The following is a 22,756-nucleotide window of genomic DNA, read 5'->3' as shown; positions in this document are numbered from 1 at the left end:
CGAAGCCATGCAACAACGTTGGATAAGCCATGGGATGAAAGTAACACTACTTTACATCATATTCTTTAGCTTTGCTAGTTACGCTAAACCCAAAATAGTGACAAGCATTACCCCAATTGCAAGCATAGCTACAATGCTTGTTAAAGATAAAGCAGAAGTAGAAAGTTTAGCCGTAAATAGTGGTTGCCCACATCATTATAATTTAAAACCAAGTGATCTAAACAAGGTAAAAAATGCCGATATTGCTATTTATATAGATAAAGAATTTGACGGATTTGCTGACAAGCTAATTAATAATCATGCTAACACCATTATAAAAATTAGTGATATTAAAGATTTATACATTATTAAGAATACAGTCAATTCAGTTGGACTTGGATACAGGGAGCGAGGAGCGAAGCCTATAAATAATAGGAGAGCGACGAGGGACGATGTAGACGAGTCTAAATCAATTGACTGTAACTGGCATATTTGGCTTGATCTTGATAACGTAAAAGTTTTACTACAGGAGTTTACTAAAATATTTAGTAAAAAATTTCCTGAATTACAACAAGATATTAATAATAATCTTGAGCTAGCAATGAAAGAATTGCAAGATTTGCAAGAAGCTAAAAATAATGAACTTGCTAATTTGAAAGATGTGATTTTATTAAGCGATAGTGGCGAGTATTTTTTTGTTGATACAAATATCCATACGACAAAATTATATAGCGACAGTCAAAAAAGCTTGAGATATTTGAGTAAATTAGACTCTTTAATTAAAGAGTCTAATAATAAATGTCTTATTTTAAGTACTGAGCAAAATCCAAACTTATATAATAAATTAAATGTTAAAACAGTAATACTAAATAGTGAAAACTGGGATATCAAAAATATTGATTCCGGAAGCTACCGGAACCAATATTTACATATGATTAACCAGGTTAAAAGGTGCTTGTAATATCAAGAAATGACAGTGTTAAAATTTATATAATTTTTATTTGAGTTATTTTAACTTCTCAATCTCTTCCCTTTTTAATCCAGTTGAGTAATTATTAAATAAGGTATGCAAAAAATAAAATAGAAAGTTTTTAAGAGATGTCATTTTAAATATGACAATAATAATATGGGCAGTAAGATGGTATTGTAAATATGGTATCAGCTATCGGGATTTAGAAGAGATATACCTTGTATAAATGAAGAGTTAGTAGACGAAGTTTTATTTGGAAAAGAGCAAGGAGTCTATAAGGCGAGGAGCGGAGCGTATAATAATACGTGATTACCGCAGATCTTATAAGACGACATAGCCAATTTTTCAAATAAAACAAGTATATATAACGAAAAGATGAGTAAATTAGACATAAAGGTTTTTTGAATTTTTAGAGTCTTCCCAATTAAGTGCCTAATCAAAACTATAACAAACAAAATATTATTTTAACTGCCTTTGCGTACTATATCATTTTAAATACTGCTTTAGATACCTACCGGTATGGCTTTCAGGACAAGCAGCAATATCGGCAGGGGTGCCATGTACTACTATCTTACCACCTTTATCACCACCCTCAGGACCAACATCAATAATGTAATCAGCCGTTTTTATAACATCTAGATTATGCTCAATAACTAAAACAGTGTTTCCCATATCAACAAGCTTATGTAGCACTTTTAGCAATTTATTGATATCGTCAATGTGCAATCCTGTAGTCGGCTCATCTAGTATATAAAGAGTTTTACCGGTTGAGCGTCTTGATAACTCTTTAGCAAGCTTAACACGCTGTGCCTCCCCTCCTGAAAGAGTAGTTGCCGATTGACCAATTTTAATATAGCCAAGCCCTACTTCATTTAAGGTAATAAGCTTTTCGTAAATTAATGGGATTTTTTCAAAGAACTGCATTGCATCTTCAACAGTCATCATTAATATATCTGCAATAGATTTACCTTTATATTTTATTTCTAAAGTTTCTCTATTATATCTATGACCATTACAAATGTCGCATTTTACATATACATCAGGTAAGAAATGCATTTCTATCTTAATTAGCCCGTCACCTTGACATGCCTCACATCTACCACCCTTAACGTTGAATGAAAACCTACCGACTTTATAACCTCTGGCTTTTGATTCCGGCAGTTCTACAAACCAGTCCCTAATATGAGTAAACGCACCGGTATAAGTCGCAGGATTAGAACGTGGAGTTCTGCCGATTGGCAACTGATTAATATCAATAATTTTATCTATATATTCAAGCCCTTTTAATTTTTGGTATTTTCCTGGAAATACTTTTGCTGTAGGCTCTAGATGTTTTAAAGCAGCTTTATATAAAGTATGAATCATTAAACTTGATTTTCCGCTTCCTGATACCCCTGTTATAGCAGTGAATGTACCGAGCGGGATTTTTATATCGACATTATCTAAATTATTAGAAACAGCTCCAATAAGCTCTATTGCTCTATTATCATGCCCTGTTCGTGTTTGCGTTGGCACTTTAATTGTTTGACGACCGCTTAAATATCTTCCTGTAATACTTTCTTCAAAATTCTTTATTTCTTCGGCATTACCTTCAGCAATAACACGACCGCCGTGAATACCAGCACCTGGACCTATATCAATGATATGATCAGCCTCATACATTGTTTCCTCGTCATGTTCTACTACTAAAACAGTATTACCAAGATCCCTTAACCTTTTTAGCGTTTCAATTAATCTAGTATTGTCACGTTGATGCAAGCCAATGGATGGCTCATCAAGTACGTATAAAACACCACTAAGACCTGAACCTATTTGCGAAGCAAGACGAATACGCTGACTTTCACCTCCTGATAAAGTACCAGATTCTCTTGACAATGTTAGGTAATCAAGCCCAACATTCATCAAAAATTTTAGTCTTTCATTAATTTCTTTAAGGATACGTTCAGCAATAAATAGCTGTTTTTTATTTAATTTTTGTTCTAGGTGAGAAAACCATTGTTGCAGTGTTGCAATACTCATACCTGCTACTTCACCTATATGAATATTTACTATTTTAACACATAAAGCTTCGTCTTTTAGCCTATAGCCATTACAAGCCGTACATTTATGCTCGGACTTAAATTTAGCGAGTTCCTCCTTGATTAAAACCGATTCTATGGTACGATCTTTTTCTTGCAAACTCGGTATTATTCCGGCAAATGGCTGATGAATTACTTGTGTTTTAGAACCATCATGAAACTCAAATCTTATCGCTTCTTCTCCGGAACCTTCAAACAAAATTGTTTTAATATTATCAGATAAAGCTGAAAAAGGTGACTCTATAGAAAATTTATAATGCTCAGCAAGTGCTTTTAATGTTTCTAAAATAAACTTTGAGGACGTGCTACCCCACGGCACTATTGCACCATCTTTAATGGATATTCTGTGATCTGGTACGATTAAATCACGATCGAAGAAAAACTCTTTACCAATTCCCTCACATTTTGGACATGCACCAAAGGGACTATTAAAGGAAAATATTCTTGGTTCAATTTCTGTAAGCTGAAATCCTGATACTGGACAAGAATATTTTTCGGAAAAAGTTATACGCTGATTTTTTTCGTATTCAGTATTAGCTACAGTTGGTAATTCTACGATTTCTAAATAAGTGATACCATCAGCAAGATTTAATGAGCTCTCTAAACTATCGGCTAGCCTATTGCCTAAATTCTCATCTAGAACTATTCTGTCAACAATTACTTCAATATTATGTTTTTTATTTTTATCAAGTTTTGGCAAATCATCTATTTCACAAGTTTCCCCGTTAACAATTAATTTCTGAAATCCTTGCTTTTTCAGATTCATAATCTCACGTTTGAATTCTCCTTTATGCCCTCTGACAATCGGAGCTAGCAAATATATTTTCGTTCCCGTAGGCAATTCATTTATTATATCTACCATTTCAGAAACAGTTTGACTATGTATAGGAAGACCCGTTGCTGGAGAATAAGGAATTCCGACCCGTGCATATAATAGCCTGAGATAGTCGTAAATTTCTGTTATAGTTCCAACTGTAGAACGTGGATTCTTAGAAGTAGTTTTTTGATCAATTGCAATAGCTGGCGATAATCCAGAAATAGACTCGACATTCGGTTTATTTTGCAAATGCAGAAATTGCCTTGCATATGAAGATAAGCTCTCAACATATCTTCTTTGACCCTCTGCATAAATCGTATCAAACGCTAAGGAAGATTTACCCGAACCACTAAGACCAGTTATAACGACAAATTTATTCCTTGGAATATCAACATTTATATTCTTTAGATTATGCTCTTTAGCACCACGTACCTTGATATATTCTTGGTTCATATCACTCTTACTGAAAAATTTTAGGATATTTTAAAAAACCTGTAGTATTATAGGCTCTTTTATTTTATTATTGCAATAATAATATTTTTAAAATAGGTAATCTATGGCAGGTAGCTTAAATAAAGTGACATTACTAGGCAATTTAGGACGTGATCCTGAAATTAGAACTACGGGAGAAGGAAAGGAAATAGCAAATCTTTCTTTAGCCACCACCGACATTTGGAAAGATCGTGTTACCGGTGAAAAAAAAGAAAAGACCGAATGGCATAGAGTAGTAATATTTAATGAAGGATTAGTGTCTGTTGTAAAAAGCTACGTTAAAAAAGGTAGTAAGTTATACATTGAAGGGTCATTACAAACCCGTAAATGGAACGATAATTCAGGGCAAGAAAAATATACTACAGAAATTGTATTGCAAAATTTTAATTCACAATTGATATTGCTGGATAGCAAGAATTCTACTAATTCTAGTCTTCAAGATTCAGGTCAGAGTGAATATAAGCATTCCAAGCCTTCTTTTGATCACAGTGATTTAGATGACGAAATCCCGTTCTAATTATCGTAACGTCATTGCGAGGAAAAACTGGCTTTGTTGTATGGCTCTGATGTCATTCCTGCAAAAGCAGGAATCCAATAATTAAAAATTACAATATAGTAAATTTTTAAAATTAAAAGCTTAGTTTATCTCAATTTTTCCTGGATTCCGTGGTCAAGCCACGGGATGACAATATAAAGCGTCTACCAATAAATATTAAATACATTATGAAAAATTTTATTTGGATAATATTTTTAGTTTCTGTTCTACTTTCCGGTTGTTCTACTACCCATGATGTGGCAAGTAGAGTAAGACACTCGCAAGATATAGCTAAACAAAATAATTTTCAGCAACAACTTGTAAAAGGTGGTGATTTTATTCTTACGACTTATCAGCGTGTTACTGATCATAATCAGCCTTTTGTATTTTATATTGAAGGGGATGGGCATCTTGCAGAGGGAGGCGTTAATTCTGACAATCCTACCCCTGTTAATCCGATGTTGTTAAGACTTGCTACAATCGATAAGCGACCAAATGTTGTTTATATAGCAAGACCTTGTCAATATACTCCTTTAGAAATGAACGCAAAATGCATTCATGATTATTGGTTAGATAAAAGAATGAATCATGAAGTAGTAAATTCAATTAATGATGTCATAAATACTATTAACAATGGGCAGAAATTTAGCTTAGTTGGCTTTTCAGGTGGCGGCGGGCTTACAATATTAATCGCTAGCCAAAATAGTAATGTGAAAGATATTATAACAATTGCCGGTAATTTAGATACTGAGAAATTTGACAAGCACCATAATTATTGTGGTTATCTAACTAAATCATTAAATCCAATAAATTACGCAAAGCAAATTAGCTACATCCCTCAACTACATCTCTCCGGAGCAGATGACAAAAGAGTTCCGACTTTTATCACAGAACTTTATATAAAAGCTAGCTCATCTAACTGCGTTAAGTATAAGGTTTTCCCTAATATTACTCATGCAAAAGGCTGGGATACAGTTTGGACTAGTATATTAAATATTCCGCTAAACTGTAATTAATACGGTGTCATGCCGTGATGCCACTATTTTTGCTTATAGACAGTCACTCGCATCTGGTGTATTGCCTTAAAGCCTAAATAAACTGCGATGCGTTCTAATATAATCTCTTGGTAAAAGGATATTTCTAAAGCTGTTGCATGATCTTCTGCTTGTACGAACAACGTATTAGTCTTTTGCTTTTTGTTAGTATCGGTAATTATTTTTAAAGGTAAAGCCTTATCACTAAATTTAAATCCGACTATTTTACTCCAATTAATCATTATTTCAGGAAGCAAAGGATGCTGCCTTGCAAATATATGCCTAACTATTTTATGAACATCATCTTTAATTAGCTTCATCTTAATAAACTTTGGACAGTTAAAGTAATTACTCCTAAAGCAAGCATCACAGATATTATAGGGAAATATAACGACAATACAGATAATGACATCAGGAATACATTACAAATCGCTATAATTGATACTACTCGTTTATGAGTTTTACCTTTTTTTACAGCTTTTTGAAAAAAGTGTTTTAAGTGGGGTTGCCAAATTTTTTCTCTATTTACTAACCTAATTAATATAGTAAGTACTGCATCAGTAACATAGTATAAACTAGCTATAACACAAGCAATAAATAAGTTAATATTCGTAGTAGCAAGCAGTAATAAACAAAGACCTAACAAAAAACCAAGGCTTATGCTACCAACATCTCCTAAGAATATTTTTGCCGGCTGCCAATTAAATATTAAAAATCCAATAGAACAACTAAGTATAATGGTATTTATGCTGAATATAAAATATGGATTAGCGAGTACCTGGAATTGTAATAAACATAATATAAGCATAGTGCTTGATAGATGAATAGATTCTATACAACTCATGCCGTCTATACCATCCATAAAATTATATATATTAACGAAACCACTTAAAGCTATAATTAGTATAATAAAAATAAGATATATTGGAATAGGAATAACAGCAAAATCCAAAGGAATAAAAAGAGAAATAGCAAAAGCAGAACAAATTAAATGAGTTATCAAACGGATTAGTACCGGCACGGGTTTTAAGTCGTCTAGAAAAGAGACTGTCGCAATTACAAATAATGGCGGTAATATTTTTGCTGAGTTAATAAGCAAACCACTTGTTATATATTCAAAAGCACTTAAAGCAGTTATTACAACAATTACAATAGCAAGACCACCACCACGTGGGGTAATCTTATTATGAGAGCGACGCTGACTAGGTATATCAACTAAACCAATTGTCTTAAAATATTTGGTTAATATATATGTTAATATAGTGGTTGCTATAAAAGAAAAAATAAATAATACAATATAGCTATTTATATTCATAGTAACATGTTAGATTTAAAGCTAAAATATTTATTATTACTGATAATTACATGATCATGCACTACAATATTTATTGTTTTACACATATCTACTATTATATTTGTCATATCAATATCAGCTTTTGAGGGATCAGGACTTCCACTTGGATGATTGTGAACAAGTATAATATTACTCGCTTCATTAAACAACGCTCTTTTAACTATTTCTCGTGGATACACAGCCGCTTGATCTATAGTTCCTTGGCTTAAAACTTCATCAGCAATCAAAATATTTTTTTTGTTCAAAAATAATACACGAAATTGTTCAAGCCGCATATTACCCATATTAACTTTTAAATAATCAATCAAAGAGCCCCATGAGGCAATAATATTTTTATTTATTATTTTTTGTTTTAATGCTCTATTTATTAATTCACGTACTATCGCAAAATTAATATATAAATTCTCATTAGTACCGCTAATACTAAGCAATCTTTCTTTATCAATATTGATTAAATCAGTAATGCTACTAAAATTTTCCAGTAATTTTTTTGCTAGAGGTTTTACATCTTTACGAGGAATAGAAGAAAATAACATTAGCTCTAGCAGTTCATAATCGGAAAAATTTGCTGCTCCTGAAGTCACAAAGCGTTCTTTTACCCTTTTACGATGACCTATATAATGAGGCGTTACCTCTTCTTTTATAGCTATCTCGGGAACTATTTCAGGTTCGTCGTCAAAGAATTCCATTAGCTTATAGTTTAACATATGGAAGATAATTAAATTTTTTAGGGGATAATGTAAATATTTCAAAGCCGTCTTTAGTAACGCCTATAGTATGCTCAAACTGTGCCGATAATGATTTATCACGTGTAGTAACAGTCCAGCCATCAAGGCTACTTAATATAGTATCATATCCGCCAGCATTCACCATTGGCTCAACAGTAAAAAACATACCTTCTTCTAGAACAAGTCCTGTTCCGCTGCGACCATAATTTAATATTGATGGTTCATCATGAAAAACACGACCAATCCCATGACCGGTATAATCTCTTACCACCGAATAATTATGCTTCTCAGCATAGCTTTGAATAGCATGCCCTATGTCACCGAGTCTTGCTCCTGGCTTGACTGCCTCGATTCCTTTCATCATTGCGTCATAAGTTACCTGAATAAGGCGTTTCGGCTTTATTGCTACATCGCCAACATAATACATACGGCTAGTATCACCATACCAACCATCTAAAATTACTGTAACATCAATATTTATAATATCACCATTTCGCAACGGCTTATCGTTTGGAATGCCGTGACAAACTACGTGATTTATTGAGGTGCAAATAGATTTTGGGAAACCTTTATAATTTAAAGGGGCAGGAATGGCATTATTTGAAATAATAAAATTATGACAAAGATCGTTTAAACTATTTGTAGTAACGCCTGGCTTTACATGCGGCTCTATAAAATCAAGTGTTTCGGCGGCAAGCCTGCCAGCTGCCCGCATTTTTTCAAAATCTTTCTCAGAATGAATTTTTATGGTCATGTTATACTATGTGTTCTCTATAGAACTATATTATAACATAGTTTTTTAAAAGGTGTAAATTCTATTTACCTTATATTATCTAGGTGGGCTTTTAAGAATTCAGGAGCAAAATCTGCTCCGTTAGACCAAACAATGGTCTGCAATTCTTCGTCAAGGGTTACTCTAGCAAATAAATTTTTGTCCTTAAGAGGTTCAAATACTGAACCAACCAAATGCTTATATAAGTTTATATTTCCTCTAGTACCATCATCAAAAGACAATTGTAAATAATAATCATCAATATATTTTACAGATATTACATGTAACATTTTTTTACTCTAATGGTGCGATAGATTTTAATGGCTCTCCGTTTTGAGTTTTTTGCCAATTATCTAATAACTCTTTTTTATGTAAATTAAGCCACTCTATAACTAATTGTAAAGCTCTTTTAGGAAACTTACCTTCAAGCACTTTACCTTCTATTGAAACGATTATTTCATAATCTCCATATTTAGCATGAAAATGAGGTGGATTATGATCTCGGTAATACATCATAATTACAATACCAAGAAAACGACTAATTACAGGCACAATAGAATTCTTTTTGTTTATATTATATATTTTAAATTTTAATATATTTTTTATATTATTTCAAGCTTTCCTAAAATTATCAGATAAGTTATTTAGCTATATATTTTCTTGTATTAATAGCTTTAAAACATTATATTGTATAAAATATTTTACAAAAAATTTTTAATGCTATACTACGTAAACAAATTTCTTTCAAATAATAAAGTACAGGCTGTTATTCTAGGAATAATCGGTCTTGCTACTATTTCGATGCTTATATCATATAAGCTTGATGATCCGTCTTTTAATTCAGTAACAACTGGATATCCTAGTAATTTATTAGGAGTTTTTGGCTCTTATTTATCAGATTTCCTATATCAGTTTTTTGGGGTAGCAGCTTTTATAATACCGCTTTCTTGTTTTATTTGGGGAAAAAATTGCTGGCAACAGAAATATCGTAAATTTTTTATCCGTATATCAGTAATGCTACTTGCTCTTTTCAGCACCGCAGCTTTACTATCTAATTTTGATCTGGAGTTCATACCATCTAATGGTGGTGGAGCAGCTGGTATAATTATTTTCCATTTTCTTAAACAATTTACAAATCAACTTCATTTATTATTAGTATTTTTTACATTTATTATATTTGTTGTTTTATTTGAAATTAAATTCACTTCCTTAAGTAGCTTTGTCATTAAATTAGGTAAATTCTTAGCATATAAAATACAAACTTTTTTCTATAATCTATTTCCACAATTAACTTTGCCAAAATTATTTTCTGGCAAAGCAAATAATAACATAAAGATTACCCCTTCTTATACAAAACCGGTAAGTGAAAAAGTAAAATTTACAGAAGTACCAAAGCCTATTATGGCTAAACCAGCACCTGTAAATCCTATAAAATTCTTTAATAAACCTGCTGCTCCTAAAATATCGCAAAATGAAGCGGCAGCTTTGCCACCTATTTCATTACTTCGTAATCCTGAAAATCATCATATAAAAGGTGCTTCGTCATCAGAGTTGAAGCAAAAAGCTGAAGAGTTGCTAACTGTGCTAAACGACTTTGGTGTAAAAGGACAAATAATCAATATAAGCCAAGGTCCAGTAGTAACTTTATATGAGTTTGAGCCGGCAGCAGGCACTAAAACCTCAAGAGTAGTAGGGTTATCCGACGATATAGCTCGCTCGCTCTCAGCCCTATCAACAAGGATAGCAGTAGTGCCAGGCAAGAATGTGCTTGGTATTGAGCTGCCTAACAGACAGCGAGAATTCTTTTGTTTAAAAGAGTTAATAGAAACACCAGAATATCAAGATACATCAACCTTGCTGCCCTTAGTTCTAGGTAAAGATTTGGCAGGTAAACCGCTTATCGCCGATCTTGCTAAAATGCCGCACTTGCTTGTTGCAGGAACAACTGGTTCAGGTAAATCGGTAGGAATTAATGCTATGATCGTTTCATTGTTATACCGCTATACTCCTGAAGAATGTCGCTTTATCATGATTGACCCAAAAATGCTTGAGCTATCAGCTTATGACGGAATACCGCATTTATTAACGCCCGTGGTAACTGAACCGGCTAAAGCAGTGGTGGCACTAAAATGGGCAGTTAAAGAAATGGAAAACCGCTATAGGATGATGAGCAATATCGGTGTTAAGAATATTGCCGGCTATAATACTAAGATTCAGGAAGCGGTTAAAGAGGGAAGAATAATTGAGAAGTCAATTCAAACAGGCTTTGATCCTGAAACCGGCAGACCTATCTATGAAACTGTGGCAATGAATATGGAAAAACTGCCCTTTATAGTGGTAATCGTTGATGAGATGGCTGATTTAATGCTAGTTGCTGGTAAGGATATTGAGATGCTGATACAACGTTTAGCACAAATGGCAAGAGCTGCCGGCATTCATATTATCATGGCAACCCAAAGACCATCTGTAGACGTTATTACCGGCGTGATTAAGGCTAACTTCCCAAGCCGTATCAGCTTTAAGGTTACCTCTAAAATCGATAGCCGAACTATCTTAGGCGAACAGGGTTCAGAGCAGTTACTTGGTATGGGTGATATGCTATTTATGGGTAATACGTCTAAAATTACTAGGGTGCATGGACCTTTCGTTAATGAATCTGAGATCGAACAAATTACGGAATACCTAAAAGAAACAGGCACGCCGGAATATATATCTGCTGTAACAGAGCAACCTGATGAAGACGATAGCAGCATTGATATCGGTGATGGCACATCAGATGAAGTACTTTATAAAAAAGCTGTGCAGATCGTAAAAGATGAGCGTAAATCTTCCATTAGTTATATTCAAAGATCGCTTAGAATCGGTTATAACAAAGCTGCCAATTTAGTTGAAAAAATGGAAAAAGAAGGGATAGTCTCGCCACCAAATCATACAGGTAAGAGAGAGATATTATTACCGGAAAGGTGATACTAGGTGATTTTTTATCCCACTTGATTACTTACCCACTATATGCTATCCTAAACAGATATCATTTTGAGGTTCAAGAATAAATAACATGGCACAAACATGTATATTAAAACCAGATACAAAAGGAAGAATAACTCTAGGTAAAATAGCTGATGGAATAAGTAGTTTTCACGTTACTGTCAATAATAAAGATGGACAAATTATTTTAGAACCTTATACGGAAATTCCTTTAAAAGAAAGTTGGCTATTTAATAATAAGGTAGCTCTAACAAAATTAAAAAAGGTATTAAAAATTCTGCTAAAGGACAAATTGCACCTAGAGAAGATTTTAGGAAATATTTAAACGATGAATAAGAAATGAATTTTAAACTCCTATTTACCATTCAAGCAAATAAGGATTTAGAGGAACTTGAAAACGACAAAGGACTAGAAAAACGTTTAAAAACTGTAAGCAAAGTCACTAGCATATTTGCAATCAAATCCTAGGCATCCCAGTTTAAACACTCACAAATATCATTCTATTAAAGGAGATAAAGGAGAAGAGATATTTGAAGCTTATGCTGAAAATAATACTCCTGCCGCTTATAGAATATTTTGGCACTATGGACCTAACAAAGATTATATTACAATCACTATGCACCCATAGTTAAAAATAAATTCAAATAAAACCAATGAAATCACTAGCCGCTAAAACTTACTTAATATTCCAAACAATCGCTAGAATAGCTTTATGCACATATGCATTGTTCTATAAACAGGTTTCGCTTATAGAATTGCCATTAGTGTTCATTTTCGGTTTAATTAACGATCTTATTTCTATAGCTTATTTCCTGCCGGTAATGTTAGTTTTAATATTGCTGGGCAACTTAGCATTATCAAGATTTAGACTAGTCTACACACCGCTTTGTTATTTATTTTATTGTGGTTTTATTGCTTCATTAATCTTTATTACAGCAGCTGAACTTACTTTTTGGGATGAGTTCGGCACTCGCTTTAATTTTATCGCCGTTGATTATCTAGTATATACTCATGAAATTATTGGCACAGTTAAAGAATCTATGCCCTATATAGAGATCATTAGCGGAATTCTAATAGTTAGTGCTATTATTACCTATATTTTACGGAAAGCTATTATTGATGCAGCATATAATATCAATAGAAAATGTTGTTTGGTTATGGCAGTTATCCTAGCATCAATTAGTTTTATAGCCTTTAAATTCTATAGTCCTGAAAAGCTAAATTTCCACTCTAATAAATATGCAGAAGAGCTTGCTAAAAATGGTCCCTATGAGATTTTTTCAGCTTATCTTAACAACAGCCTAAACTATAATAGCTTTTATCCTACTATTGATAATAAGCAAGCTTTAAGCATAATACGTGATAGCTTACAAAATAATAGTGACAAATTCATAAATGATGACTCTATCGAGCGTATTATTAGCTCTAAAAATCCGAATAAGCAAAAATATAACGTAGTCTTTATTACAGTAGAAAGCTTAAGTGCCAAGTTCATGAAAAGCTTTGGTAATAGCGATAACATTACTCCGTATTTAGATGCATTAGTAGATAAAGGTATGTTTTTTACAAATATATACGCTACTGGTACAAGAACAGTGCGAGGGCTTGAGGCTATAACTTTAACTATTCCTCCAACTCCAGGCTCGTCAATAGTGCGTAGACCTGACAACCAAAACTTATTCAATATCGGCACTGTGTTTAGGAATCAAGGATATAACACTAACTTTATCTTTGGCGGTTATAGTTATTTTGATAATTTACGTAATTATTTTGGCGGTAATCACTATAATATAATAGACCGAGGTAATCTAACAGCTCACGAGATAAGCTTTGCAAATGTATGGGGAGTAGCAGACGAGGATATCTTAAACAAGGCAATAGAGCAAGCTGATACAGATTATAAAGATGGTAAGCCGTTTTTCTCGTTAATTATGACTACTTCAAACCACCGACCTTATACTTTTCCTGATAATAGGATCGATCTACCATCAGGTGGTGGACGTAATGCAGCAGTTAAATATACCGATTATGCAATAAATAAGTTCCTAGAAACTGCTAAGACTAAAGAATGGTTTAACGATACTATCTTTGTGATTACTGCCGATCATTGTGCTTCAAGTGCCGGTAAAACGGAGTTACCTGTAGAGAAGTATCATATACCGCTAATTATCTATGCACCACAAATATTAAAGCCAAAAAAAATAGATAATCTAGCAAGTCAAATAGATATAGCCCCAACGATTTTCGGTTTACTCGGCTTTGAGTATAAAAGCAAATTATGGGGACAAGATATAATAAATAATCCGGCAAATAGAGCTTTTATTAGCACTTATCAGTTACTAGGATTTTTAAGAGACGAAAAGCTAGTAATCCTAAGTCCTAAACTACACCCGAAAACCTATATATTATTAGGAGAAGAAAAAGAAGAAATCCCCAATTCTATTAGCCTTACCGAAGAAGCTATTAGCTTCTATCAAACCGCATACGATTTTTACGTACAAGGTAAATTAGTTGAATAAAAGATACTGGTATTAAGTTATAATTATTTTTAAGAAAATTTAAGTCCGATTATAGATACTATTAAGGTAGTAACAAAAAATAAGCGTAATATAGATACCGGTTCATTGAAAACAAGTATACCTAATATAACTGTACCTGTTGCACCTATACCTGTCCATACGGCATATGCAGTACCCGTTGGGATCTTACCCAAGGTTTTAGCCAGATAGATAAAGCTTAAAGCTCCAAAAAATAAAGGCAAGTGAAGGTTTTAGTTTTGTCAAACCATCTGAATATCTTAATGAAATAACAAATGCTATTTCAAATAATCCTGCTAGAATAAGAAGTAACCAATACATAAAATAATCCTATAAAAAAATTAATATATACAATAATACTACCTACAAAAGGTTTTACTAATTAAATCATAATAAAAAATAAATAACAATATTGAAAATTTTAATATTTTTTATTTTCTTCTATGGGATTTAGAACTCAAGATTACATTGAGAAGATTTTTATTCTACCTATCAGCATCACTTAGACTTAGTACAATAACATTTTCCATTGACATTATCATTAATATTATTTTAATAATCACGCCCAAAATATATTAATTGGTGGAAATAACTGTGACTACAGCTTACTACAGAAACAAATATTGCCCAGATACTAGCTATTAAATATATCCACATTCCTAAAACTCCTATAAGAAAGTTTTTTGAATCTTTAATACCCCCACAAATCATAGATTTTGAAAAATGGACAGATTTGCATTTAGCAGTAGGATATAAAAATATAGAGTTAGTAAAGAATGTATGTAACAAGCAAAATATTACGTTTAGAATAAGTAAAGTATAAGATTCAAAAAATCTTATACTTTACTTATTTTTAGGTTAGTTTCTTAGAAGTTTAGTTTAAGTCTTAAAGTACCACTTTGTGCATGGTATTTTTTAGCAAAATTAAGACCATAATGTACTCCGTATTACCTTTCTTAACTACTATACCTGCTCCTAGATCATATAACATTTTAGTAGCTTTAGGTGTTTGTACTGGTAATGGCTCGTTAATACCATTAAGCTCTGCAACGATTGCTGGTGTTTTACCACTAAAGTCGTAATTAATAAACGCATGGGCTTGTGGTCTAATTATGAAGTCATCCTTATAGAATGTCGTCTTAATTTCAGCACCAAGTATTCCCTCAACTTTATTATATTGACGCTTCTTAATAGTTAAGTTTTGGAAAGTAGTACCCTGTTCTTGATATCCGGAATCTTTAATTCTAGTGAATCTTAGACCTGCCATTGGTGCAAGAGAGCTATCTTTCCATAAGTAGTTATAACCTCCTACTACTTGAGCACTATAAGAAGTTGAGTTGTATTTACCATACGCATTCTCAGTACCATCTACAGTATAGCTTAATGCGATAAGATAGTGACTTAGAGTATGAGTTAGATTATACTAAATGAAAAACTTATGGCAAAGGCATATTCATACGATTTAAGAATACGAGTAATAAAAAGTTTAACAGATGGTAAAACAATAAAAGAGACTTCTGAGATATACTCTATTAGTAGGAAGACTATAATAGAATGGAAAAAATTAAAGAAACAAACCGGCGATATCAAAGCAAAAAGTGGTTATCATACAGGACATCGTAGAATAATAAGAGACATAGAGGGATTTAAAAAATTTATAGAACTAAACAACCCTCAGCTATAAGCTGAGGGGTTATAAAGTGGAATCGATTAGAAATCGATCATCATTCACAGGTTCACCTTCCTGTTCATCAATATAGTGCTGTATCATTTCATCAGTTATATTACCTGAACTGACTGCCATATAGCCCCTAGCCCACAAATGATTGCCCCAAAATTGTTTTCGTAAATGAGTAAATTCTTGCAATAAAATTCTTGAGCTAATGCCTTTTAAATACTGTACTAACTTGCTAAGAGATATTTGCGGCTTATATGAGATAAACATATGTACGTGATCACATGATATTTTCCCTGAAATTATATGTACTTCATGTTCCATACAAATCTGCCTCAGTAAATCTCTAGTCCTTTCCGATACTTTGCCTATCAATATTCTCTTCCTATATTTTGGTATCCATATAAGATACACTTTTAAATCATACTGACTATGACTATTCTTTCTATAACTTCTCATATTTCTTGATATAAATTCATTGCTAAAGCAATTTCATTATATCTTCCCTTCGCCTAAAGGCGAGGGATTTTTGATCCCCGAAGGGGGACATTAAATTTTGATAAAACCACCATGGAACTAGCTAACAACTGGAGTCAAAAAGTATCTGCAAGTACGATATCAAGATTGCTTAATAAATTAGGTTATAGTTATAAAAAAAACTTTTCTTCATCCCAAAAGAGATGTTGGTCTAAGGAATGAGTTTATATTGAAACTAAAAACTATAGACAAACAAGATTTAGTATTTATCGATGAATCTGGGATAGAAGATAATAGCTGTAGAGAACACGGGTGGAGCATTATCGGTCAAAGATGTTATGGTGAAAGGGTCTATCAACATAAATCACGGATTAGTATGATTGCTGGGGTGTCTGCCAAAGATATTATTGCCCCAATAATATTTGATGGGACATGTAATAAGGACATTTTTGAAACTTATGTACAAGAGATATTGATCAAAGAGTTAAAGCCTGGTCAGATAGTAGTAATGGATAATATTAATTTTCATAAAAGTACAAAAGTGAAAACGTTAATTGAATCTGTTGGTTGCAGTATTTTATTTTTACCAACTTACTCTCCTGATTTAAATCCTATTGAGCATTACTGGTTTAAAATCAAGAACGAAATAAGAAAAACTGTTTATAATTTTGAGCACTTTTTTGATGCGGTTTACTATGCTCTTGAAAAAGTCATTACCTTATCGCATTAAGCTATACCTATCGATGGAGTGCTTCCGCCAGTACCAGGACCGCTAGGCACTACGCTATTACTTGGGTTGCTTGGAGTATATACACCACCGATCACAGAGCCGCCTGTAACTGGACCGTTAGGGGTATTACCGCCGCTACCTATTGATGGTGTATTGCCACCATTAACAATTACTGGGTTATTACCAGTTACAACAACATTATTACCTGGGATATTTGGATCAACTGGAGTAAGTACACCACCTGTTACGCTATCTGTGCCTGGAGTTGCAGGAGTAAATCCGCCAATGACTGGGTTTATAATATCTATATCAGGTATAATTATATTTGGATTACTGTGAATTATTCTATGTATTGCAATTGAAGGTATTGAAATTGCAGGTATTATATCTGCTGTTGCTGTATAAAGTATGAACGAATCATCATTTATAACCCATCTGACAAAGTTCTTTTCATTAGCTATAACATTAAAAGGTAATTTTGCCGCAGCACCTGGTATTATACTACCACCTGTTGAGCTGACTAAAGGATAAGCACTCCCAAGTCTTATACCAGTTGGGTTATTCTGAGCAGTTAGATTAACTTGAATTGAGTCTATTTTTGATAAATCAAGTGTAGCACCATTTGCTAAAACTATATTACCACTATTAGTATTTGTTGTTTTCCCTGCATTAGTCGTATCATAGAAGACATTGAATATAAGAGTACCAGTAGGAGCAGCAGCACCATTATATACAACTGTATTATTACCGAGATCAAACGTAACGTTATTTCCTGTTATACTACCTTGTACAGGAATATTTGCATTATCACCAACAAACACCATAGTTGTTTGATCAGCAACTATATTATTTGCTCCTACAGCTGCACTTATCAATGCGTTTTTCTGCGGTGCAAAAGTAATAGTGTTAACACCTGTTATAGGTTTTTGTAACCATACGTCATCTTCGAATGTTAGATTACCCTTATTGATCGGTGCTTGTACTAATGCAGCATTAGTAAACTTGGCAGAAGTAGTATTATCAGTACCCTGGAAATCACTAGAAGAAACCACTGTTTGATAATTAAATTGTGGTGTTGCTCTTGGGACTGTAACCCCACCGACTGTTGATGAAGGCACGCTTGTATTTCTGCTATTATAACCGCTGAAAATTACCGATTTACCTGAATCTATAGTAACATTTTCAGAATAAGTATCCCCTTTAACTGTACCCTTAACACTACTAAATTGTACAGTTTGAAGACTATTGGTGCTATCCCCCAAATCATCAGTAAAGCCATTATATTATTTGTATTAGTTGTAACACCAGAGTAGAAATCTTGACTATTAATAGTTATTTTACCACCTGTTAATAAGCGAATCGATTTTAAGCTGTTAACAGGATCACCAAATGGGGCAGTACCGGTTGTTAAGTCACCAGATATTGCAATTGTATGTAAATCATCAGCATTAGTAGTAGCACCGCCGACTACACTCGTATTAGCAAAAGTAGCTGTGGCAGCTAGAGGAGTTGTAAAATCAATATTTGATACATATATTGGTTGAGTAAAGGTTACATCATTGCCATTTATTTGAATCAACCCTAATGGACTATCTACTTTTCCCTCTTGTCTATTATATATTTGAGGATCATTATCATTAAACTCTGATGTTCCACCACTCCCAGTAATAGCAAAAACATTAAAAGCCCCTGGGGGATTATAGTTAAATACATCGAATGATATATTACTTGAGTTAAATTGAACTATTGCACCTGGACCAAGATAGATAGCACCTCCAGTCATAATACTATCAGGTACACTATTTGGTATACCAAGCTTTAACATCCCACTTAATACTATAATATCTCCAATTGGCGTGTTACTACCGGCATCACCAAGAATATTACCACCATTATTGAAAGTTAAGTTAATTGCTGAACCACCTGTCTTATTGATATATATGTTTATAGTAGGGTTTTCTTGCGTAAATACTATTGTACCCGTGCCAGTTTTCCTTGTATTTCACCAATTGACATATTACCGCCGGAGTTAACTATAACAGTACTGTTATCTGCACCAGCTTTTAACATTGCAATGTTCGTAATAGTGTTTGTTGAAACTCCGTTACTATCTACTGTGCCTATAGTACCATCATCCATAAATTCTATAGTACCGTTTTGTGCACCGGTGCTAGTTATATTACCACTAATAAGAGCCGGTAAATTATTTGCTGTATCAGAAGCAAGTACTACATTCGCAGCATTACCTTGGAAATCTATATCACCATTAATTTGAACGCCAGCAAGAGTAGCTGGACCAGTAAAGAACACATTCGAATTCACTTCCGCTATAGCAAGTTTTGAAACAGACACCTCTATAGCCGGAGTACTAATAGCTGTTACTTCTATTGTTCCATCCCCAGTGAATTTTATCTTACTCATAGGAAGAGCTAATGTTCCGATTGAGTAACCATTACTAGTACCATCTATTACTAATGTAGACCCGGCATTTTTAGCATTTATTTCAACTATAGCAGTGTTAGGATCAGGAGGTGTTATATCACCTGTTAATTGTATAGTACTGGTAATACCACTTCCTGCACTGGTCATTAATTTTAAAACGGCTCTGTCCAAATAAGTGTGTAAATTTCCCAAAGGTTATATAAAAGAAAATATAACAAAAAGAGAAATTACAATGACAGAGAAACAAAATGCTGCAATGGATCAAGCGATAGATTTATTGATCAATAATGATACAGATGTATCAACTTTATTTGCGTAGGATGGTTTATTAAAAGAACTGACCAAGCGTCTTGTAGAGAGAGCTTTACAGTCTGAGATGAATAATCATTTAGGATATAGCAAGTATAATCAAAGTGCTGCCCAGAATTCACGTAATGGTTATAATACAAAGAATCTAATTACAAAGAATGGTGCTGTTGAGATTGAGGTACCAAGAGATAGAAATAGTAGCTTTGAACCATCATTGGTAGCAAAGCGTCAAAGAAGACTTGATGGTTTTGATGATAAAGTACTATCTTTGTATGCTAAAGGTATGAGTTTATCAGATATAAAATTACAGCTTCAGGAGTTATATGGAGCTGATGTAAGCAAGAGTTTAATTAGCGGGATCACAGATGATATAATAGAGGATGTTAAGCTATGGCAGAGCCGTCCATTAGATCCAGTATATGCTATAGTATTTTTTGATTGTTTAATAGTAAAAGTGCGTCAAGATAAACGTATTATCAATAAATCAGTATATGTTGCCTTAGGCGTTGATTTAGAAGGACGGAAAGATATTTTAGGATTGTGGATCAGCGAGAATGAAGGAGCTAAATTTTGGCTTGGTAATTTTACTGAGATGAAAAATAGAGGTATGCAAGACATACTGATAGCATGTAGCGATAACCTTAATGGTATGTCTGAAGCTATAGGTGCTGTTTTTCCAAAGACGGAGCATTAATTATGTATTGTACATCAAATTACAAATAGTTTAAGATATGTATCATACAAGGACCGGAAAGAGCTTGCTGGTGATTTAAAACCTATTTATTACAGCTAGCACAGAAAAAGAAGCACTTTCCGCTTTAGAGGCTTTTGAATCTAAATGGAATAAACAATATCATCAAATTGCTAAATCTTGGTACGTTCACTGGGATAATTTAATGATTTTCTTAGGATATCCAGAAGAAATAAGGAAAATAATTTATACAACTAATGCTGTGGAATCCGTTAATAGTCAACTTCGAAAAGTTACAAAAAATAAACGGGTTTTTCCAAATGATAATGCTGTTTTTAAAAGCTTATATTTAGCAATTTATTGCATGACCAAAAAATGGTCAATGCCTATGCCAAATTGGAATGCGGCTATGGCTCATTTTTTAATAAAATTTGAAGATAGAATCTAGTCCTTTGAAAAAGTTTGCACACTTAATTGGGAAGACTCACACACTTAATTGGGAAGACTCTTTATAGCTTTTAACTGATTAGTCTCCCCTACAGTTTCATTACCTGTTGCACCTTGTAACGTTAAATCGCCATTAGTTGCATCAAAGTCTAAAATACCGCCACCTGTTCCTGTAGTGCCATCTAAATTACCATTAAATGTTATAGTTTGTGCTTGTCCTGGTAGTATGTTTAATGTTAAACCCGGATCGTTGAAACTAATAGATCCACCTGCAGCAAGTAAACTTAATGCTGGTTGGTTAACTAGTATATTAAGAGCATTCGGTGTACCTAACTGACCTATGTTAATTATACTTATATCTCCAATAGATGCGTCAGTAGATGTTAAATTAGTATAAACATTTAATGTTTCATTCTGACCATTTGTAACTGCACTATTAAATGAATAGCCGGCTGGATTTGTTCCTGAAAACTGTAAAACACCACCATTAGTACCGAAATTAAGACTACCAGTGAGCGATCCTTTTAAATCAGCGGGTCCCCCCCCCGTTAGTAAAGCCAAGAGAGGTTACCGATATATCATCACCAAAAGTTACTGTTTTACCTGTTGCACCCTCTATAACTATTGTCGAAATATTATTTATAGCACCTGTAACAGTGGCATTAGCTGCAAACCCTACATTACATGCGGTAGTTGTACTACTTGTAACGCTTGTTAAGCTACCAGTATCAGCAACAGTAACTGTACTATTATAACCCGCAAAATCGATTGGTCCACCAACAGTAGTAGTATCAAGAGCTCCTCCTACAGCTGTAAACGTGACACTACTACCGACATTACCGGCAACATGTCCTGCACCTAAAGATAAAGTACCGCCAGTGTTACCAGTCATTTGTCCTGTAGTTACAGTTGTATTACCAGTTACATCACCTATAAGCTGACCAGCATTTACAGCTGCATTACCGCCAACACTACCATTAATTTGTCCATTACCTGTAATAGTTGCATTTTGGCTTATACCACCCGTTATTGTTCCATCATTAACAGAAGCACCTCCATCAATATTAGAACTAAATTGACCATCACCTGCAACTACATTACCAGTAACTCAGTTACTATCATTAACAACTGTTCCATCTTGAACAATAGTAAAAGTTCCGGCACTAGAAGCATTAGTCAAAGTAACTAGACCAGGTCCATTAAAATTAACTGCTCCTGCGTTCTGAATAGAACAAAACAACCCTCAGCTATAAGCTGAGGGGTTATAAAGTGGAATCGATTAGAAATCGATCATCATTCACAGGTTCACCTTCCTGTTCATCAATATAGTGCTGTATCATTTCATCAGTTATATTACCTGAACTGACTGCCATATAGCCCCTAGCCCACAAATGATTGCCCCAAAATTGTTTTCGTAAATGAGTAAATTCTTGCAATAAAATTCTTGAGCTAATGCCTTTTAAATACTGTACTAACTTGCTAAGAGATATTTGCGGCTTATATGAGATAAACATATGTACGTGATCACATGATATTTTCCCTGAAATTATATGTACTTCATGTTCCATACAAATCTGCCTCAGTAAATCTCTAGTCCTTTCCGATACTTTGCCTATCAATATTCTCTTCCTATATTTTGGTATCCATATAAGATACACTTTTAAATCATACTGACTATGACTATTCTTTCTATAACTTCTCATA

24 protein-coding genes and 5 pseudogenes are annotated in these 22,756 nt (G+C 33.5%); 12 read left to right on the top strand and 17 right to left on the bottom strand.

The features are described 5' to 3' along the window. Positions 1 to 7 precede the first annotated feature (7 nt). Together ACICQC_RS01100 and ACICQC_RS01095 are read left to right on the top strand one after the other, a co-directional pair. Positions 8 to 940 (top strand): metal ABC transporter solute-binding protein, Zn/Mn family, encoded by a 933-nt coding sequence (locus tag ACICQC_RS01100; RefSeq protein ID WP_395477741.1) that lies wholly within the window; start codon positions 8 to 10, stop codon positions 938 to 940. A 126-nt stretch (positions 941 to 1,066) separates the two neighbouring features. Beyond that, a pseudogene (locus ACICQC_RS01095) lies at positions 1,067 to 1,163 on the top strand (IS6 family transposase); the annotation flags it as partial. Positions 1,164 to 1,435: 272 nt separating this feature from the next. Here the strand turns inward: ACICQC_RS01095 and uvrA are convergent. Continuing rightward, on the bottom strand, positions 1,436 to 4,297 hold the full coding sequence (gene uvrA, locus ACICQC_RS01085; protein WP_395477089.1) for an excinuclease ABC subunit UvrA: 2,862 nt from the start codon (positions 4,295 to 4,297) through the stop codon (positions 1,436 to 1,438). Between the two features lie 103 nt (positions 4,298 to 4,400). Between uvrA and ssb the strand changes: the two genes are divergently transcribed. Together ssb and ACICQC_RS01075 are read left to right on the top strand one after the other, a co-directional pair. After that, positions 4,401 to 4,853, top strand: coding sequence for a single-stranded DNA-binding protein (gene ssb / locus ACICQC_RS01080; RefSeq protein WP_395477088.1), 453 nt, complete (start codon positions 4,401 to 4,403; stop codon positions 4,851 to 4,853). 206 nt (positions 4,854 to 5,059) lie between these two features. After that, complete coding sequence (locus ACICQC_RS01075; protein ID WP_395477087.1) at positions 5,060 to 5,887, top strand: alpha/beta hydrolase family protein; 828 nt, start codon at positions 5,060 to 5,062, stop codon at positions 5,885 to 5,887. A gap of 23 nt (positions 5,888 to 5,910) precedes the next feature. Here ACICQC_RS01075 and ACICQC_RS01070 read toward each other — a convergent pair whose 3' ends face one another. The 6 genes from ACICQC_RS01070 to ACICQC_RS01045 all read right to left on the bottom strand — a co-directional run bounded on the left by ACICQC_RS01070 (position 5,911) and on the right by ACICQC_RS01045 (position 9,311). Continuing rightward, positions 5,911 to 6,225 (bottom strand): DUF721 domain-containing protein, encoded by a 315-nt coding sequence (locus ACICQC_RS01070; protein ID WP_395477086.1) that lies wholly within the window; start codon positions 6,223 to 6,225, stop codon positions 5,911 to 5,913. Continuing rightward, on the bottom strand, positions 6,222 to 7,220 hold the full coding sequence (locus tag ACICQC_RS01065; RefSeq protein WP_395477085.1) for a glycosyltransferase family 4 protein: 999 nt from the start codon (positions 7,218 to 7,220) through the stop codon (positions 6,222 to 6,224). The genes ACICQC_RS01070 and ACICQC_RS01065 overlap by 4 nt, the downstream gene beginning before the upstream one ends. Continuing rightward, a complete protein-coding gene (gene radC, locus ACICQC_RS01060) occupies positions 7,217 to 7,966 on the bottom strand; it encodes a RadC family protein (RefSeq protein WP_395477084.1) in 750 nt (249 codons plus the stop codon). Before radC ends, ACICQC_RS01065 begins: the two co-directional genes overlap by 4 nt. Continuing rightward, the gene (map, locus tag ACICQC_RS01055; protein ID WP_395477083.1) at positions 7,953 to 8,741 is read right to left on the bottom strand and encodes a type I methionyl aminopeptidase; all 789 of its coding nucleotides are present in this window, start codon (positions 8,739 to 8,741) and stop codon (positions 7,953 to 7,955) included. Before map ends, radC begins: the two co-directional genes overlap by 14 nt. Before the next feature lie 65 nt (positions 8,742 to 8,806). Then, entirely contained in the window at positions 8,807 to 9,049 is a 243-nt protein-coding gene (locus ACICQC_RS01050) for a DUF2442 domain-containing protein (RefSeq protein WP_395477082.1), read from the bottom strand. Between the two features lie 4 nt (positions 9,050 to 9,053). Next, positions 9,054 to 9,311 (bottom strand): DUF4160 domain-containing protein, encoded by a 258-nt coding sequence (locus ACICQC_RS01045; RefSeq protein WP_395477081.1) that lies wholly within the window; start codon positions 9,309 to 9,311, stop codon positions 9,054 to 9,056. 165 nt (positions 9,312 to 9,476) lie between these two features. Between ACICQC_RS01045 and ACICQC_RS01040 the strand changes: the two genes are divergently transcribed. From ACICQC_RS01040 to ACICQC_RS01025, 4 genes are all read left to right on the top strand, one after another. After that, positions 9,477 to 11,726, top strand: a complete 2,250-nt coding sequence (locus ACICQC_RS01040; protein ID WP_395477080.1) for a DNA translocase FtsK — start codon at positions 9,477 to 9,479, stop codon at positions 11,724 to 11,726. Between the two features lie 88 nt (positions 11,727 to 11,814). Continuing rightward, on the top strand, positions 11,815 to 12,069 hold the full coding sequence (locus ACICQC_RS01035; RefSeq protein ID WP_395477079.1) for a hypothetical protein: 255 nt from the start codon (positions 11,815 to 11,817) through the stop codon (positions 12,067 to 12,069). 14 nt (positions 12,070 to 12,083) lie between these two features. Beyond that, a complete protein-coding gene (locus tag ACICQC_RS01030; protein ID WP_395477078.1) occupies positions 12,084 to 12,212 on the top strand; it encodes a hypothetical protein in 129 nt (42 codons plus the stop codon). Positions 12,213 to 12,397: 185 nt separating this feature from the next. Next, positions 12,398 to 14,263, top strand: a complete 1,866-nt coding sequence (locus ACICQC_RS01025; protein ID WP_395477077.1) for an LTA synthase family protein — start codon at positions 12,398 to 12,400, stop codon at positions 14,261 to 14,263. Positions 14,264 to 14,292: 29 nt separating this feature from the next. Here the strand turns inward: ACICQC_RS01025 and ACICQC_RS01020 are convergent. Next, a pseudogene (locus ACICQC_RS01020) lies at positions 14,293 to 14,602 on the bottom strand (DMT family transporter). Between the two features lie 261 nt (positions 14,603 to 14,863). Here ACICQC_RS01020 and ACICQC_RS01015 point away from each other — a divergent pair. Next, positions 14,864 to 15,098: pseudogene (locus ACICQC_RS01015) on the top strand (ankyrin repeat domain-containing protein); the annotation flags it as partial. A gap of 69 nt (positions 15,099 to 15,167) precedes the next feature. On the opposite strand, the gene ACICQC_RS01010 reads toward ACICQC_RS01015, so the two are convergent. After that, a complete protein-coding gene (locus ACICQC_RS01010) occupies positions 15,168 to 15,671 on the bottom strand; it encodes an autotransporter outer membrane beta-barrel domain-containing protein (protein ID WP_395477737.1) in 504 nt (167 codons plus the stop codon). Between the two features lie 48 nt (positions 15,672 to 15,719). Here ACICQC_RS01010 and ACICQC_RS01005 point away from each other — a divergent pair, with 48 nt between their 5' ends. Next, positions 15,720 to 15,965, top strand: a complete 246-nt coding sequence (locus ACICQC_RS01005; RefSeq protein ID WP_395477076.1) for an IS630 transposase-related protein — start codon at positions 15,720 to 15,722, stop codon at positions 15,963 to 15,965. A gap of 9 nt (positions 15,966 to 15,974) precedes the next feature. On the opposite strand, the gene tnpA (ACICQC_RS01000) is transcribed toward ACICQC_RS01005, so the two are convergent. Further along, entirely contained in the window at positions 15,975 to 16,415 is a 441-nt protein-coding gene (tnpA, locus tag ACICQC_RS01000) for an IS200/IS605 family transposase (protein ID WP_395476231.1), read from the bottom strand. 99 nt (positions 16,416 to 16,514) lie between these two features. Here tnpA (ACICQC_RS01000) and ACICQC_RS00995 point away from each other — a divergent pair. Continuing rightward, positions 16,515 to 17,163, top strand: a pseudogene (locus ACICQC_RS00995) (IS630 family transposase); the annotation flags it as partial. Here the strand turns inward: ACICQC_RS00995 and ACICQC_RS00990 are convergent. The 3 genes from ACICQC_RS00990 to ACICQC_RS00980 form a co-directional block, all read right to left on the bottom strand. Next, complete coding sequence (locus ACICQC_RS00990) at positions 17,160 to 18,425, bottom strand: hypothetical protein (RefSeq protein ID WP_395477075.1); 1,266 nt, start codon at positions 18,423 to 18,425, stop codon at positions 17,160 to 17,162. The pseudogene ACICQC_RS00995 and the gene ACICQC_RS00990 sit on opposite strands and share 4 nt — an antisense overlap. Next, on the bottom strand, positions 18,332 to 18,988 hold the full coding sequence (locus ACICQC_RS00985; protein WP_395477074.1) for a hypothetical protein: 657 nt from the start codon (positions 18,986 to 18,988) through the stop codon (positions 18,332 to 18,334). The genes ACICQC_RS00990 and ACICQC_RS00985 overlap by 94 nt, the downstream gene beginning before the upstream one ends. 146 nt (positions 18,989 to 19,134) lie before the next feature. Further along, entirely contained in the window at positions 19,135 to 19,752 is a 618-nt protein-coding gene (locus tag ACICQC_RS00980) for a hypothetical protein (protein ID WP_395477073.1), read from the bottom strand. 85 nt (positions 19,753 to 19,837) lie between these two features. On the opposite strand from ACICQC_RS00980, the pseudogene ACICQC_RS00975 reads away from it, so the two are divergent. After that, positions 19,838 to 21,053: pseudogene (locus ACICQC_RS00975) on the top strand (IS256 family transposase). A gap of 44 nt (positions 21,054 to 21,097) precedes the next feature. Here the strand turns inward: ACICQC_RS00975 and ACICQC_RS00970 are convergent. The 4 genes from ACICQC_RS00970 to tnpA (ACICQC_RS00955) form a co-directional block, all read right to left on the bottom strand. Beyond that, positions 21,098 to 21,613, bottom strand: a complete 516-nt coding sequence (locus tag ACICQC_RS00970; protein ID WP_395477072.1) for a hypothetical protein — start codon at positions 21,611 to 21,613, stop codon at positions 21,098 to 21,100. Beyond that, a complete protein-coding gene (locus ACICQC_RS00965) occupies positions 21,582 to 21,944 on the bottom strand; it encodes a hypothetical protein (RefSeq protein ID WP_395477071.1) in 363 nt (120 codons plus the stop codon). The genes ACICQC_RS00970 and ACICQC_RS00965 overlap by 32 nt, the downstream gene beginning before the upstream one ends. Positions 21,945 to 22,160: 216 nt before the next feature. Then, the gene (locus ACICQC_RS00960; protein ID WP_395477070.1) at positions 22,161 to 22,292 is read right to left on the bottom strand and encodes a hypothetical protein; all 132 of its coding nucleotides are present in this window, start codon (positions 22,290 to 22,292) and stop codon (positions 22,161 to 22,163) included. A gap of 22 nt (positions 22,293 to 22,314) precedes the next feature. Then, positions 22,315 to 22,755, bottom strand: coding sequence for an IS200/IS605 family transposase (gene tnpA / locus ACICQC_RS00955; RefSeq protein ID WP_395476231.1), 441 nt, complete (start codon positions 22,753 to 22,755; stop codon positions 22,315 to 22,317). Position 22,756 lies beyond the last annotated feature (1 nt).

The organism is Rickettsia endosymbiont of Pantilius tunicatus (assembly GCF_964291875.1).
Taxonomy (GTDB): domain Bacteria; phylum Pseudomonadota; class Alphaproteobacteria; order Rickettsiales; family Rickettsiaceae; genus Rickettsia.
Note: the sequence above shows the minus strand (reverse complement) of the source record. Positions and strands in the feature narration are given on the sequence as shown.